Annotated in this window: 8 protein-coding genes; all 8 read left to right on the forward strand. The window is 36.4% G+C overall.

Annotation, left to right across the window (positions count from 1 at the left end; all coding sequences use genetic code 11):
* The first annotated feature begins 454 nt into the window (after window positions 1–454).
* The 8 genes from HNR77_RS18890 to HNR77_RS18925 all read left to right on the forward strand — a co-directional run bounded on the left by HNR77_RS18890 (window position 455) and on the right by HNR77_RS18925 (window position 16760).
* On the forward strand, window positions 455–1675 hold the full coding sequence (locus HNR77_RS18890) for an MFS transporter (RefSeq protein WP_184187641.1): 1221 nt from the start codon (window positions 455–457) through the stop codon (window positions 1673–1675).
* A 713-nt stretch (window positions 1676–2388) separates the two neighbouring features.
* Window positions 2389–3015 (forward strand): cell wall hydrolase, encoded by a 627-nt coding sequence (locus tag HNR77_RS30670; RefSeq protein ID WP_311768648.1) that lies wholly within the window; start codon window positions 2389–2391, stop codon window positions 3013–3015.
* 1629 nt (window positions 3016–4644) lie between these two features.
* A complete protein-coding gene (locus HNR77_RS18900; RefSeq protein WP_184187644.1) occupies window positions 4645–6030 on the forward strand; it encodes a serine hydrolase domain-containing protein in 1386 nt (461 codons plus the stop codon).
* A 37-nt stretch (window positions 6031–6067) separates the two neighbouring features.
* Window positions 6068–7813, forward strand: a complete 1746-nt coding sequence (locus tag HNR77_RS18905; protein ID WP_184187647.1) for an ABC transporter ATP-binding protein — start codon at window positions 6068–6070, stop codon at window positions 7811–7813.
* Window positions 7814–7863: 50 nt separating this feature from the next.
* Entirely contained in the window at window positions 7864–9606 is a 1743-nt protein-coding gene (locus tag HNR77_RS18910) for an ABC transporter ATP-binding protein (protein WP_184187650.1), read from the forward strand.
* A gap of 154 nt (window positions 9607–9760) precedes the next feature.
* Window positions 9761–11506, forward strand: coding sequence for a carbamoyltransferase C-terminal domain-containing protein (locus HNR77_RS18915; protein ID WP_184187652.1), 1746 nt, complete (start codon window positions 9761–9763; stop codon window positions 11504–11506).
* Window positions 11507–11542: 36 nt separating this feature from the next.
* Window positions 11543–12283, forward strand: a complete 741-nt coding sequence (locus HNR77_RS18920) for a TrmH family RNA methyltransferase (protein WP_184187654.1) — start codon at window positions 11543–11545, stop codon at window positions 12281–12283.
* 88 nt (window positions 12284–12371) lie between these two features.
* Window positions 12372–16760: a non-ribosomal peptide synthetase gene (locus tag HNR77_RS18925; protein ID WP_184187657.1), complete on the forward strand. Its 4389-nt coding sequence runs from the start codon at window positions 12372–12374 to the stop codon at window positions 16758–16760.

Genomic DNA, 16760 nt, shown 5'->3' on the forward strand with positions numbered 1-16760 from the left:
TTCAATTAGATAAACCCATATTAGTGAATAGAAAATAAGTTCAACTTTGCAAAATTAGTTTCCAATCAAGCAAAATGTAGAGGATAGGATCTAGGGATATTCAATAAAATATATGTTATGGTAATTATTCGCTTTTATTGTTCAAGCATTCGCTAACGTTTTATTATTCGAAACGATTCGAGTTTATTTTAAAATGCTCTCTTTCTTAAGTTATAAATGAAAAATAATGATTTTGCAATTTAAGTGATGGTGCCTAGTTCTCAATATCCAATTGTGTCCCGAGAAAAGAATCTCCTTAGGATACTGAAAGAAATCTTTCCAATGATAACCTCCCTCGTGTTTCAGCAGGTTAGATCAGCGGGCCGGTGTATTTTGCATTGATTTCTGGTTCATTCTGCATAATAATGGTTTAGTGTCAGAATGACTACATAGAGATCAAGGGAGCTATAATCTGATGAGCAAATTGGAAGTATTGCGCAATCCCAAGCAGCGCAAGCTGCTGTTCAGTGCCGGTATGAGCTGGCTGTTTGATGCGATGGAGGTCGGCATGATCTCCTTTATCGTGGCTGCACTCGCGAAGGAGTGGAGTCTTAGTCCCGGACAAGTCGGGGTGCTGACAAGTATCAATTCGATTGGTATGGCGCTCGGTGCCTTGCTGGCAGGTGCACTTGCAGATCGTTTTGGACGAAAAGCGATTCTGATGTGGACGCTGCTCATCTTTACGATTGCAAGCGGTCTGTCTGCACTCGCTACCGGATTTGCGGTCTTGTGTGCCCTGCGTCTGCTTGCAGGTATTGGTCTTGGCGGCGAGCTGCCGGTGGCATCTACGCTGGTATCAGAATCCATGCCTACGGCGGAACGTGGACGTGCGGTTGTTTTATTGGAAAGCTTCTGGGCAGGGGGCTGGATCGTATCGGCGCTCATTGCCAATTTTGTCATTCCAGAGTATGGGTGGAGAATTGCGTTTGCAATCGGTGCACTTCCGGCGTTCTATGCGCTGTATCTGCGCCGTGCCATTCAGGACCCGCCTCGTTACAAAAATCACACGAAATTGCGTAAAATCACGTTCCGCGAAAAGGTTGCCACGGTCTGGTCTGCACCGCATCGCCGAACAACATTAATGCTGTGGATTTTGTGGTTTACCGTTATTTTCTCGTATTATGGCATGTTCTTGTGGCTGCCTTCGGTTGTGATGGCAAAAGGTTTTACGTTGGTGAAAAGCTTCCAGTACGTGCTGATCATGACGATCGCACAGCTGCCAGGTTATTTTACTGCTGCGTATTTCATTGAACGTTTTGGCCGCAAATTTGTGCTTGTTGTGTACCTGACGCTGACCGCAATTAGTGCGATCGCCTTTGGACTGGCTACAACGGAAGCGACGATTTTGGCCGCCGGAATCTGCTTGTCGTTCTTCAATCTGGGCGCGTGGGGCGGACTGTACGCGTACAGTCCAGAGTTATATCCCACTTCAGTGCGTTCCACAGGCGTTGGTCTGGCTACATCGGTAGGCCGAATTGGGGGCGTGCTCGCACCATTTATGGTAGGTATGCTCGTGCAGCGGGAGGTTCCGATCAGCCTGATTTTCACCATTTTCTTCGTAACAATCCTTATTGGAGCAGCTGCCGTGCTGTTCTGGGGCCGGGAAACGAAAGGACAGGAACTCGCCGAGTCATAGTCAGAAAATGGTAGCGCAACTTTTGTGCGGGTCTGTTTGCCTACGGAAATGGCGGCTGGACAAGCGGTACAAGGTTGATACAAGAAGAGGTGTGACCCTGATATGACCATGGGCTCATGCCTCTTTTTGATATGTGCAGGACTCATTTTTTCATGCTCCATCGGTCCGATAGACTTGATATTTTCGATATCCTATAATGACACTCGGGATGTCCAACCGAGAGAATTCAGGGGGAAGAAGGTTATCTGGATTCAGAAAAATGGAGGGTAAATAAGATGATGAAGAACAAATTTACGATGAATCAGATGTCTGAAATGAATGCTGAAAATATGATAAATCAAAAGCGTAGAATGAAAGAAGAGCTTATGACGAATGAGCAGCATGGCTTGTATGAAGTGATGCGTATAAGTGAGGGTGCCGGGATGCATGTAGTGTATGGCTACAATGACAACGATAGGATGAGTGAGATAAACGGAAAGGTTGATGTGATTGATCTTACTCCGGTAAAAGAGATGAAAGAAGCACAACAGACAACGGTGATGACAAGTTATATCCTTAGCTCTGATGAGGAAGCTGGATTAAGTTTGGAGAAGAGCAGGCTTGACCTGCACAATTTGCACACAGCCATAGATCATATGGAGCCTATCACAGTGAGTCGTAAAGTCACCCATCGCAGGGGGAGAAAGACTGGCAAAAGAGCAGGTCGAGTCAGCATGCTTCTTGGTGCCTGCGCAATGACCCTTGGACTTACCGTTGCCGCACCTTCGGCTGGAGCACAGAAGCTGGAGCAGGGAATTCGCAGTGAGCACGTGGTACAATTGCAGGAGCAATTGAGTGAGCTGGGGTATTTTGACGCTGGTGTGACCGGTTATTATGGTACGATTACCAAGAGCGCGGTTCGCAAGTTCCAGCAAGCGCAGGGACTGAACGCCGATGGTATAGCAGGGCCGGTTACTTTGGAGAGGCTGAACAAAAAGGTCAAAGCCGAAGGAGAAACGCTGCGTCAATTGGCGAAGCTGATCCATGGGGAAGCGCGCGGTGAATCTTTTGAAGGACAGGTTGCTGTAGGAGCAGTTGTCTTAAACCGGGTACAATCGGGAGAATTCCCGTCTTCCATCTCGGAAGTCATTTTCCAGAAAGGCCAGTTCACAGCGGTGGACGACGGTCAGTTTAATCTGAAGCCAACTGCGACCTCGTTCAAGGCTGCACGCCAAGCGCTTAATGGCGTTGATCCAACCAATGGTGCGCTGTACTATTACAATCCGAAAATTGCCACGTCCGAGTGGAGCAAGAGTAGGCCGACATTGCTGACGATTGGGCAGCATGATTTTACGAGATAGGTTTAGTTAAAGAAATATTTAAAACTGCAAAAAATTTGAATCTCATAAGTGAATTGGTGGATTCACTTATGAGATCAATGGAGTATTTTAATGGAGAGATATCCCTTATGCAATGGAAAAGTATTATTGCTATGTGGATAAACTTATATTACATAATCTTGACATTTTCGAATACGTAATGTATCGGCACTACTTTTTCGTATCGGGTTTGTTCTTAAATGAACTTGCTTTAGTTTGTAAAGTTTTTAGATATCCATTCAACTGCTGATTCTATTTACTTACTAAAAATAAATAATGATCTGAATAATGCAGAGTTAAAAAGTTGTAAATCCCGTTGTTTTCATTTTTTACTTTATTTTCACAGTAATTAATTGTATATTTTATATCATAAGCATTGACAGAAATGGAGACAAGAAATAAAAGAAATGGTTAGGTTGTAGAAGACATAGCTGTCTAAGCATTTATTTTATCTTCCACCAATAGAGGTTCAAAATCATGGATAAAACAAATATCGCCTATTAATTACCTGTAATAACTCATATTCCTTTATTTGTTAATTGAGATGCTATATTAAGCGTAGAGAAACAAAATTATATACCATGGTTTTTTCAAAATCACGTTCAACTAGTCGTTTCAAAATGCCTTTAAAAATTTCTATTCTGAAGAAGAGTGGTTTAAAGGAGTACAAATATTGGAGGTTAGCAGCACCCAACATGGTTTTGAAATAAGTACTTTGATAAAGCATATGAGTGATTACATTCATATGGATAATTCCTCATTAGATTATAGTCTTAATGAAAGCCTAATTCAGACACTGATTACTGAGGGGGGATACTTTACTGAGCGAAAATTTAAAACATAGTCCTTTGGAATCTACAATATTAAGATCTGCACATTTGCTTTGTGAACACAAGAGTGCAATGTTAAAATGAATAAATTTCTTGAATCACCAAGGTTATATTTCAAGTGCAGGCAACTATATTGAATTATTTATAGATATAGAAAAACAAATGCTGATTGTTAGAAATATTATTCTAAGACTGAGAATCTTCCTAAAAAATCTTCAGATACGTTAAAAAGATAATTAAGCTCTTAACTGAGATTGGAAGAGATGAACAAAAAGCCATAGAAGCTTTAATCAAAGACATAGAAAAAAATAGACGACAAATCCACGAACCCTGAGATTAATGTCAAGCATTTTGTTTGGATTTTAAGTAAGAGCGATGAATAGTGCATAGGTTCTCAATCTGGTTGTGGGCATTGCCTAATAAAGTCATTGGAGTTGGCCTTCAGTTTCTGGGTTGCTCATTAACGTTCCCTGTACATTAATTTAAATAAAAAAGAAAAAAATCAAGGAAATAATATGTGCTAGTATTGTTATATGAATATCGGTGTTATATAATGGAAAAAATAATTCATTATATTGGATTTTTTAGAATAAAAGATATTTTTTTTAATTTAATGAGATCAATAGTATAGGATTCCAAATAAAATTTAGTTATTTTCTTGTTATTATCTCCTTTTTTAAAATCCTAAAATACATGCTAAGGGTATTTTGGAATAAGTGTTGTCATCGTAGGCGTTACAAAAGTGATCTTATTTTGAAATGATGGTGTGGTGAAAAATGGGATGAAAACAAAAATAAATAGAGTTGTTAAACCTGTCCTTACTCAATCGGATAACAAGTTTAATAGAGGTGTGAGTGAATGTTTGTATGAACGTATGGCAAGCTATGATACTCCGGGAGTTAGTATAGCATTAATTGATGATTTTGAAATTAAATGGGCATGTGGTTACGGTGTCAAACAATTTGGAATAAATGATCTGGTTACCGATACGACGCGCTTTCAAGCAGGATCGATTAGTAAACCAGTATTTGCTTTAGCAGTCATGCTATTGGATCAAGCAGGGGAAATTGATATTGATAGAAATGTAAACGATTACTTAAATGTATGGAAAATGAAATCCAACAATGGTTGGCAGCCAAGAGTCACACTTAGACAGCTGCTTAGTCATTCAGCAGGTGTTACAGTCAGCTCATTTCCTGGCTATCTAAAAAATGAAAAGATACCCTCAACAATAGAAATTCTAATGGGATTAGAACCATCAGTTACAGAATCTGTAAAAGTTGACTATCTGCCAGGAGGACATTTTAGATATTCAGGGGGAGGGTATACAATAGCTCAGCTTGTGATTGAAGAGTTAATGGAGAAATCTTTCCCTGAAATAATGAAAGAGCTAGTCTTAGGACCTTTTGGAATGAACAACAGTACTTTTGAACAAATTCTTCCTCAAGCTACTGCGGAAGAGGTGTCAAGCGGTCATTTCAAAAAGAAGCAAACAATTAAAGGTGGTTATCATATTTATCCTGAAATGGCAGCAGCGGGACTTTGGACAACGCCTACTGATCTTGCTAGTCTGGGAGTTGCTTTACAGAGTGTGTTGAGTTCAAAATCCTGTGGTCCTTTGGAGCGGAATACAATATTGCGAATGTTAGAACCGCAGACAAATCCGCGTATGGGGATAGGGTTTTATCTAGAGGGAAGAGGAAAAGATTTGCGATTCACCCATAATGGATGTAATGAAGGGTTTACATCTAGATTGACTTTATACAAAAATCATGGCAAGGGTGCTGTGATTATGGTTAACGCTAATGAAGATGGGAAACTAATATTTGAAATTGAAAAGGAACTAGCTAGAGAGTACAATTGGCCAGGATATTTTCCTCGTGAAATATCAAAGGGAATTTCAATAGATAGTCACTTAGAACGGATTACTGGTAGGTACATTGTTAGGAAGAATGTAGAAACAATGATTCAGATAAACAATAATCAGCTAGAATTAGTATTTGATCATCAACCCCCTCTAATCTTGATTCCAGAAACCAAAAATAAGTTTAGGATTTCTGAAATTAAATCTGTGGTTTATGTTGAAAATGATAAACAGGGGGAAGTTGTTGGATTAAGCATTCATGAAGGTGATAATAAAATATTCGCAAGAAAAAGTAAGTTTTGAAGGGATTTTGTGATTAAATATAATTTTTGGAGGAATAATGGCTACATTTAAAGAATATGGAACGTTTTTGGGGGATTACTTAAAGCCACATAAAAAGAAAGCGTTATCCCTGGGGGGGCTGATGCTAGCAGGCACAGCGTTATCACTTGTTAATCCTCAAATACTCAAGAATTTCATTGATAAGGCTCAAGACGGCAGCGATATAAATTTGTTGCTATGGCTCGGGATTGCATTTGTTGTTATAGCCATCTGTGGTCAAGGGTTATCTTTACTCCAGGTATATTTAGGACAAATGATTGGTTGGAGTACGACGAATGATCTAAGAAAAGATCTTCTCAATCATAGTTTGCATCTTGATATGTCATTTCATACTAAACGTACTTCTGGAGAAATGATTGAAAGAATTGATGGTGACTGTAGAAATTTATTTTCATTCTTCTCAGGTGTAATCTTTCAAATGATTAACAGTCTCTTATTGTTGTTAGGGATTATTCTTGTTTTATTTTTTGAGGATTGGAAATTGGGAGTTGTTTTATCGATCTTCTCTCTTTGTACTGTACTCGCATTAATGCGTGTGCACGGAATTGCTGTACCATCAGCAAAGAAGGCACTTGAAGCTAATACGGATTTAATGGGCTTTTTAGAAGAACGTTTTTCTGGTCTGAGGGATATCACTAAAAATGGTGGCTCTTCATATTTTCTTAAGAGATTTTTCCAGTTTCAATATGCTCTATTTCGTGCTTCCCAAAGGGCATGGGTAATAAGTAGACTAAGCACTTGGTCCGTTACTATTATTCTTTTTGCGATAGCCAATGTTGTTATCCTTTCTTTAAGCGTATCATTCTATTCTGCAGGTTCAATCACTATAGGGACAATATATTTGGTAGTATTTTATACAAATATGTTAGTTGAGCCTCTACAGAATATAGCTAATAATTTACAGGAGTTTCAAAATTTTAACGCTAGTATTCAACGTATTAATGAACTTAAGCGAACGCAAAATGCTATAACCGATATGGGTAATCAGTATCTTACTTCTGGACCAAAAGAAGTAACATTTAATCATGTGAGTTTCTCCTATGGACAAGGAAAAATTGTATTAAATGATATTAACTTTAAGCTGGGCAAAGGAATAACTTTAGGTGTACTAGGGAGAACAGGTAGTGGCAAGTCAACGCTAATTAGACTTCTATCGAGAATCTATGATCCTTCTACAGGAACGATTGCTGTGGATGGTGTCAACCTTAGAGATATTCCACTTGCACATTTAACAGAGAAAATTGGAGTTGTAACACAAGAAACTTACTTGTATCAAGGTAATATACGAGATAATTTGACGTTTTTTAACTCTTCAATCACCGATGAAGATATCTTTACAGCTATTAGAAGCTTAGGAATTGAGGATTGGTTCAATCGATTTCCCAAAGGATTAGATACTCTTATACAGTCGGGTGGAGGAGGCATGTCCTCTGGTGAAGCTCAATTGATTGCTTTAATACGATTATTTTTAAAAAAACCAGACATCATTATTCTTGATGAGTATTCTTCTAAATTAGACGTAATTACTGAGAGTTGGTTACAACAGGCAGTTATAAATCTGATGACTAACCGGACAGGGATCATTATTGCTCACAGATTATCAACAGTAAATTGGGTGAACGAAATTATGATTCTAGAGAACGGTTCAATCGTTGAACACGAAAAAAGAGAGGACTTAGAGTCTAGACTAGATTCGAGATACATGGAGCTCCTGAAAACAGGACTGGAGGTACAACCGAATTGAACATAAATCGATTTATTCTAAGACTTGTTTCTTTTCGTAAGTGGGTATTTGTGTTGAATTTGTTGGCTTTTATCTTGTTTTCCACGCTAACTTTAGGAACAGGGTACATTGTATCGCGAATATTCCAAAATCTTACTGGTGATATAAATTATTTTGGTATTAACGTACTCTTGGCTCTTATACTGGGGATTGCCATTGGACGAATCATACTTAATGTGGTTTGCGTATACTCCTGGGCAATTCTGAATTTTGCATATTTAGCATTAATAAGAAGCAATTTGTTAAAGCGGATGACAAATCAAAAAAAATCAAAATTATCTTCTAAATCATCTGGTGAGTTGTTAAATGTTTTTCGTGACGATGCAAACGCAGTAATTGATTACTTGGAATACTGGGTCGATGGAAGTGCTGCATTTGTTTATACATTAGTAGCTTTAACTGTAATGTTTACAATTGATCCAATGATAACAATGGTAATCATCATACCCATTACTATAATTTTAGTTTTAGTTAAATATTATAACAAGAAAGTAGAGAGACTCTATTCCGAATCACGAGAGGCTACAGGTGCAGTAACTGGATTTATTGGAGAGGCTTTTAGTACTGTGCATGCGGTGAAAGTAGCATCGGCTGAAAAAAATATTGTTGATCATTTTGTTAAGTTGAATGAGGAGAGAAAACGTATATCTATTAAAAGTACGATGCTTCAATCACTTATCCGGACTGCAAATACTAATGTTTCTGACATAGCTATTGGAGTAATTTTAATGTTGGTAGCTAGTTCTTTAAGAAATGGTACATTTTCAGTTGCAGATTTCGTACTGTTTACAACCTACCTTGTTCAAGTTTCGGGCTCAATTTCGGAGATGGGAGGATTTGCAGCAATAAAAAAGTCAGCTGAAGCCTCATTAAAAAGAATGAATCAAGTCATTCCAGATCATCATCCTGGAGAACTGATTGAGTATGGCGATGTCTTTATGTCTGGCTCTTTGCCCCCAGTAGTAGAATTGGACAAAAAGCAAGAGGACATATTGGAAACTGTTGAAATTAATGAACTCAATTTCCAATACCCCAATTCAACTAACGGAATCAAAAATATTAATCTCACGTTAAAACGCGGTTCATTAACCGTTGTGACAGGTCAAATTGGTTCAGGAAAATCTACTCTACTTCAAGTCGTACTAGGTTTACTTCGTAAGGATTCTGGCGAGATTAAGTGGAATAATAGTGTTATTGATGATCCTAATACATTTTTTATTCCGCCCAGATGCGCTTACACACCTCAGGTTCCTAACTTGTTTAGTGAAACCATCAGGGATAATATCTTGCTTGGTCAAACTGTTGAAGATGAAAAATTGCAAGACGTGCTGAGACTTGCTGTCCTGGAAAAGGATATTGATAATTTGGAGAATGGAATAAATACGGTTATTGGGGCTCGAGGGGCTAAATTGTCAGGAGGACAGATTCAAAGGGTTTCTATTGCGAGAATGCTCATGACAAATTCAGAATTGTATATTTTCGATGACATCTCTAGTGCTCTAGATCTGGAAACAGAGCAAACATTGTGGTCCAGACTATTTGATGAAAGTGATTCCACATGTCTTGCTGTATCACATAGAAAACCAACCCTCCAACGTGCTGACCAGATTATCGTATTAAAAGAAGGGGAAATTTCAGCAATAGGTAAACTAGAAGACCTCTTACACTCGAGTGAGGAGTTAAAACATATATGGTTTAAGGATCACAATACAACAAATGAAATGAAAATTAAAGAAGTAGGTGAGTCAGATTAAATCGGGATATTATTTGTCATTGTATACTCATTGTCAGCCTCTAGCACATATAAAAAGAATTAATTTGAGACATGATCATAATATTGCACTATGGAAACTAAATGATAATAGGGTTGAACTAGTTCACTATTGGGAAATTGAAAGACTTTCCGGAATGAAGCATCATTGGTTATCTCTTTACAATGAAGAGCAAGCACATAAAATCATCAATAATCTACTAAAAACATACGGTCTATCGATGAATGATATTATTCATATATGGGGTACACCGATGCTTGAAAATGATGATTCTTATGATTCAACGGGGTTATATCCAGAGTTACCCCTTCACAGTATGATGCATTTATTCTCAAGTCTTCTAATGGAAACGGATATATTTTATCAATCTAATATGATTTCTCTTGCTTTAGATGCTGGTCCTGATAATATCACCGATCCTTTGGCTCGGGATAAAAAATTTTATGCTGGAGCAGTTAGTTTGTTAGGTAAACCACATATTTTTAGTATTTCTTCACCAGCAATCTTTTGGAAGATTGCGAGTGAGCGATATGGGATGGAAGAAGGATCACTCATGGCTCTGGGGAGTGCCAGTAACAGTGAATATTATGAAGCAATAACTAAAGCTCCGAGAATAATGTCCGGTGAGGATATTAATGCTGCTATTGATTGGATAACAGGTCTTGCAGAAATGATAGAGAGTTTAACTACTGATGATGTTGGTGGAAAATTCAGTGGTTATGATGAGCGATTTTCGCGAGCTGAAAACCAGATTAGTATGTTAGTGAAAATTTTACAGAATCAATCTGAATTGATGATCAATGAAATAATCGATCAAATTATAGAAAAATATGATTTAGATCCGAAAGAAACATATTTGTCTTTGTCCGGAGGATATGCACTTAACTGTCCCTCTAACACTAGTGTTATGAATAAATACAAATTCAAAGGTTTTATTGCTCCCCCATGTGTGAATGATTCAGGGATATCATTGGGAATGGGCCTATATGCTTTTTTTAATAAATTAGGAAAAATCAATTTTTCTCTCGGTCATGCTTATTATGGAGATAAATGCACTAACGAAGAATCCGTTTTTGATGAGTACTCACACTATATTGATAGTATAACTATAATGGATCCGAGAGAAGCCGCAGAAGATATTATTAACCATCCAATTTTATGGTTCAATGGTAGGGCCGAAATAGGGCCTCGCGCATTGGGGAACAGAAGTATATTGGCTGACCCGAGGCGAATTGAACATAAAGATAAACTAAATGAAATTAAACAAAGACAGTGGTGGAGACCGGTTGCACCAATTGTAATGAAGGAACGAGTATCGGAGTGGTTTGAAACAGACTATACTTCACCATTTATGCTCCATGCCTTTAAACTTATTGAAGATAGGAAGGTTCAGGTCCCTGGAATATTACACCTTGATGGGTCTTCTCGAGTGCAGACACTCGATCGATCTCATAACTCTTTGTTATATAATGTGCTCGAACAATTTAATGAAATTACTGATGTACCTATCATTTGCAATACTTCTTTAAACGACCGAGGAGAGCCGATTTGCAATACCATTCAAGAGGCTTTGAATTTTGCTTTAAGGAAAAAAATGGGCGTTGCATACGTTAACGGCAAAAGAATCGTTTTGAAAAACTTTGATGAGTATGGAAACAATAAGCCTTTACCTAGGCTGGAATTCATATGTGAACCACTTTCAGTTTTAGATCTTGAGAACGCTAACAGGGAGATAAACCCATTTAATTTGACTGAGAAAGAGCTGTCTATTTATTTTAATTATCCGATATTTCAGGAATATGATTTAAATGTTGAAAAGGAAGTACTTGCTTTTCTTAAAATCATTAAATATTACGAGAAAAATAAGACCATTATGTATTAATAATAATTTGTTTTGTATTGTCAAGGAGGTAAGATTATGTCTTTATTGCTTAAAACTTATCATCGAGATTTGTCACATTCGTATACGTTGGGTGTCTTCCCAACAATTGAATTAATTAAGCATAAGCCACAGATGGTTAAGAAGGTTATATTGCATTCCAAAGGTTCCGGAAATGCAGGAGTTGAAAAATTGAATGATATTTGTGGGAGATTAGGGATACCTATTGTTATTAACGATAAATTAACTTTGAAATTGAGTAAAAAGGAAGATTGTTTTGCTGTTGGTGTATTCCAAAAATATACCTCACAGTGTTTAAAAGGTCAAAACCATGTGATCTTAGATCATCCAAGTGATATGGGGAATTTAGGAACTATTATACGCACAGTTTTAGGTTTTGGAATAACTAATCTAGGAATAATTAAACCTTCTGTTGATATCTTCAACCCCAAAGTAATTCGAGCGTCAATGGGGGCAATATTTCGAATGAATATTGAATATTATGATGATTTTGATCAATATAGAAGTTCACACGAAAATAGTGTGTATCTCTTTGCTTTGAATAAATCTGCAACAAAATTGACGAATATAAACTGTTACCAAAATTCGCCATATACTCTTGTTTTTGGCAATGAAGGTTCAGGGCTTGGAGAAGAATATGAAAATAAAGGGGAGTATGTGATTATTCCTCATACTGATAGTATTGATTCTCTTAATTTGTCAGTAGCGGTTGGTATTTCAGCACAATATTTCACTAAAGATCTATTTTCTGCAGGATAAATTTAATGTGCTTTTCACAGAAACTGCGATTGTGGTTTGTTATGCATCGGCCAACCAGAGATATTATGTAGTGGAAAGGATTTTATTTATGGAAGAGACAGTATTCTATCCTTTAACCCATGCTCAAAAAAGAATATGGTATACAGAAGTGATCCATCCAAACTCTTCTATCAATAATATAGGGGGACCTATAACATTTAATGGAATGATGGATGTGGAAAAAATCAATCTTGCAATAAATGGATTCATTAAAAATAATGATGCACTTCGTATAAGAATTGTGGATCTGGACGGTGAAGTTCAACAATACTTTGCACAATATGTATTTCATCAATTTGATTATTTTGATTTTAGCGATCAGGATTCTCCAAAAGAAGCTTTTAATCAATGGGTGCAAAAAGAAATGAGTGTACCTTTTGCAATACTAAATTCACAACTATACTATTTTGCTATATATAAAATAAATGAAAATAGTTATGGGTACTTAGCAAAGTTTAACCATATCATTGCTGACGGATGGTCGATTCAATTAATGAGTCAACAAATTATTCTTGGATACAAGCGAATTATTTCTGGAGAAACCACTAATGAGGAAGAAATATTTTCGTATTCAACGTACATCAATGAGGAATTGAAGTATGTAAAATCGAAACGATTCGCTAAGGATAAGGAGTATTGGATTCAGCGGTTTACCCCGCTTCCTGAACTTCCAAAATCAAGTTTGTATTTTTCAGGCGGCAATAGAATATCTTGTCAATTAGATACAAAACTTTTTCGGCAGATAAAAGGATATGTGCAAGAGATAGGTAGTTCAACGAATGCTTTTTTCGTGACCGCATTAAAGATATATCTCTATCTAAAAACAGATAATACTGATTCTGTTATTGGGATTCCTGTTGCAAACAGAGGCGGGAAGGACCTGAAATGTACGGTTGGAATGTTTACGAGTACAATTCCTTTGCTTAGCCAAATTAATACAGATAAGACCTATTCAGAGTTGATTATTCAAACACAAATTGATATTAGTAAGGATTTTTTTCATCAAAAATATCCATATGATTTATTAATTCGTGATCTTGAAGTCACTCAAAAATCAAATGCTGGTCTTTTTGATATATCTGTTAATTATTATAATACGAAACTTGTAGATGAATATAACGGATACAAAATAGAAAACGAAGAAATTTATAGCGGTGAACAATTAAATTCACTTGATATAATTATTAAGGAATGGTCAGATACATTTGATCTGTTATTCGACTATAAAACTGGTAATTACTCGGATAACGATATTAAAAAGTTGGTAGAGGAATTGACACTCGTTATAAAAGAGATGGTTTGTTTTCCAAACAATAGAATTACTAAATCTAAAGATTCCAGAGGAGAAATCAATCCTTTAAATAACACTATATTCGACTTGTTTGAGGAACAAGTTTTAAAAACTCCAGATCGTACTGCAATTACTTTCGGTTTAGAAGAGGTATCGTATAGTGAATTAAACCGAAGGACAAATAGTTTAGCAAATTATTTGGTTAAAATCGGAATTCGTAAAGGGAATGTGCTTGGAATTAGAGCCAGTCATGGTATCGACGCTATCATCTGTATAATGGCTGCAATTAAAGCAGGGTTTGTATATGTTCCTATAGATGTTAACTATCCCGTTGAAAGAGTTCAGTATATCTTAGACAATTCTAATGCGGTAGCATTACTTACAAACTCACCTGGACAAATCGGGGATATAGAAATACCTATTATAAATGTCAAGATACTTAATTTAAATGTTGATGATAGCTCTTTTACTACGAATAAAATTGACTTAGATGACCTTGTGTATATCATGTACACTTCAGGGTCCACAGGAAATCCTAAAGGAGCTATGATCCAACATCGAGGTCTGGTGAATTATATTACATGGGCTAAAAAAGTTTATGTAGGAGACAGTGAGACCGAGATTTTCCCGCTTTATTCATCTCTAGCGTTTGATCTCACTGTGACTTCGATTTTCACGCCATTGATCTCAGGAAACAAAATTCATGTGTATGCTAATCAATCAGATGAACAAATCTTAAACAAAATTTTGCAAGAGAATATTGCAACTATAATTAAATTGACTCCTTCCCATCTGAAGCTCATATCTGAAGCTAGTTATGGGAGGGGGGCCGTGAAGAAGTTTATTGTTGGAGGCGAAGATTTAAAAGTAGAACTAGCTAAAAGAATACATGATAATTATGAAGGGAAAATTGAGATATTCAATGAATATGGGCCAACAGAGACTGTCGTTGGATGCATGATTCATAAATATGAACCGAATAAAGACATCGGTGTTTCTGTTCCAATCGGCATTCCTGCTGATAATGTACAGATATATTTATTAAATGAGAGTTTACAACCAGTTGATATTCATTCTGAGGGTGAAATATACATTGCTGGATTGGGTGTAGGACTTGGTTATGTTAATCGACCAGATTTAACCAATGAGAGATTTGTAAATAATCCATTTACTAATAATACTAAAATGTACAAAACGGGTGACATCGCTCGATTTATCCATAATGGAAAACTAATAGAGTATATAGGTAGAACTGATCAGCAAGTCAAGATCAATGGTTATCGAATAGAGTTAGGAGAAATTGAAAGTGCGATTTCTTTAGTGGAAGGTGTCCGAGACGTTTTGGTCACATCCTTTAAGACAGATTTTGAATTTAGTTCTTTGTGTGCATTCATAGATACTGACAAAGAAATATCTAACTTGAAAGAGTTATTGAGTAAATCTTTACCAGCATATATGGTTCCAGAAAAGTATGTATATCTTGATGGATTTCCACGCACCACTAATGGTAAAAAAGATCAAAATAAAATGATAAGACTCATTAAGTTTAAAGATCAACGTTCTAGTTCTCATAGAACTGAAGATAACAAGCTAAATCTATTGATGGAAGTTTTAGGAGAAGTACTCCATCAGGATGAAATAAACCTAAACGATAATTTTTACAATTTGGGTGGGGACTCAATAAAAGCAATTAGCGTGTCATCGAGATTATTGGATAAAGGTGTAACACTTTCTGTGAAAGACATCCTTTTAAATCCTGTATTAGGAAAAATGGCAGTTTTCATGCAAGAAATTAATGGAAGTCAACGTAAGTATGTCAAAGCTGAGGGGTACATTGAAACGACTCCAATCATTTCATGGTTCTTATCTAGAAATTTAAAGAACCCAAGTTTTTATAATCAAACCTTGATTTTAAATTTTAAACAGAGAGTAAGCCGTGATCTGCTTGAGCAAGTTTGGGTCTCACTTATGGAACGACACGAGATACTAAAGTGTAGATATGATCCAGTTGTCAGAAAACTTTATTATGATAATTCAGAAAAAAAAGAATATTTTTTAAGAGAAGTTGATTTACCTATTTCTTCAGAGAAACAGGATATTGAGTTAATTTTGGATAATTTGTGCCAGGAAATGGCTGAAAGTATTGATATTGTTAATGGTTCTTTATTTGATATCGCACTTGTCGATATCGGGAATAGGGATATGAGATTATTACTTACAATTCATCATCTGATTATTGATGGGGTTTCCTGGAGAATCTTATTGGAACATATGGATCATCTTTTAGCTGAAGCGGAACTTGGGGAACTATATCCTGAAATAAGATTCAGCTCATATCAAGAATATGCACTTTTGAAGGCAAGAAAAGAAGAAAGCAATAAAATTGAATTCTTTGAGAAAAATAACAATCAAATCTGTCCTATTCCTGAATATGATATGAGCGACGATACTTACGGAAATAGTATAACAATTACTTCGAAGTTGACTAGGGAAGAGACTAGCAGATTGCTACAAGTTTCAAATCTAGGTTATAGAACCTCGGTTGAGGAAACCTTGCTCATTTGCTTATCACTTTGTGGATATGTGCAATTTAAAACTTCTAGATTAAATGTCAATGTTGAGGGACATGGACGAGACTTTTCTATTGAGGGAATGGATATTGGGGATACAATCGGTTGGTTTACTTCTATAAAAGCAATAGAGTTAAATGTAGAAAAAGCCGATATTTATTCAAATATTACTCCTCTAAAAGAACAAATCAGGACACAGCTACGCAAATCTGAATTCTCATTTAACTCCAAGGCCATTACTTTTAACTATATGGGAGATATTAATTATCGTTATAAGTATTTTGAATTAGGTAATACGATGACACATATTCATACTGATCCTCGTAACAAACTAACTTCTATGATAGAAATCAACAGCATGATTATTAGGGATGAGCTAATGATAAGCTTAACGTTCAGTCCAGGGAGAGATAATGATAAACGGATGGAAAAATTCATGAATTATTATGTCACTTGCATTCAACAATTTATACAACACTGTGAGCTACAAACCGAGATCATTTTTAGTCCATCTGATTTTGATATGGTCAGTTTATCTCAAAAAGAGCTAGATTCTCTATTTATAAAAGGATGCTGA

Origin of the sequence: Paenibacillus sp. JGP012 (assembly GCF_014203995.1) — a bacterium.
GTDB lineage: Bacteria > Bacillota > Bacilli > Paenibacillales > Paenibacillaceae > Paenibacillus > Paenibacillus silvae.

What these genes read in the sequence shown, in the direction of transcription:
- HNR77_RS18890 (WP_184187641.1), top strand. Translation starts at nt 455, where the DNA reads ATGAGCAAATTGGAAGTATTGCGCAATCCCAAGCAGCGCAAGCTGCTG.
- HNR77_RS30670 (WP_311768648.1), top strand. Translation starts at nt 2,389, where the DNA reads ATGCTTCTTGGTGCCTGCGCAATGACCCTTGGACTTACCGTTGCCGCA.
- HNR77_RS18900 (WP_184187644.1), top strand. Translation starts at nt 4,645, where the DNA reads ATGAAAACAAAAATAAATAGAGTTGTTAAACCTGTCCTTACTCAATCG.
- HNR77_RS18905 (WP_184187647.1), top strand. Translation starts at nt 6,068, where the DNA reads ATGGCTACATTTAAAGAATATGGAACGTTTTTGGGGGATTACTTAAAG.
- HNR77_RS18915 (WP_184187652.1), top strand. Translation starts at nt 9,761, where the DNA reads ATGAAGCATCATTGGTTATCTCTTTACAATGAAGAGCAAGCACATAAA.
- HNR77_RS18920 (WP_184187654.1), top strand. Translation starts at nt 11,543, where the DNA reads ATGTCTTTATTGCTTAAAACTTATCATCGAGATTTGTCACATTCGTAT.
- HNR77_RS18925 (WP_184187657.1), top strand. Translation starts at nt 12,372, where the DNA reads ATGGAAGAGACAGTATTCTATCCTTTAACCCATGCTCAAAAAAGAATA.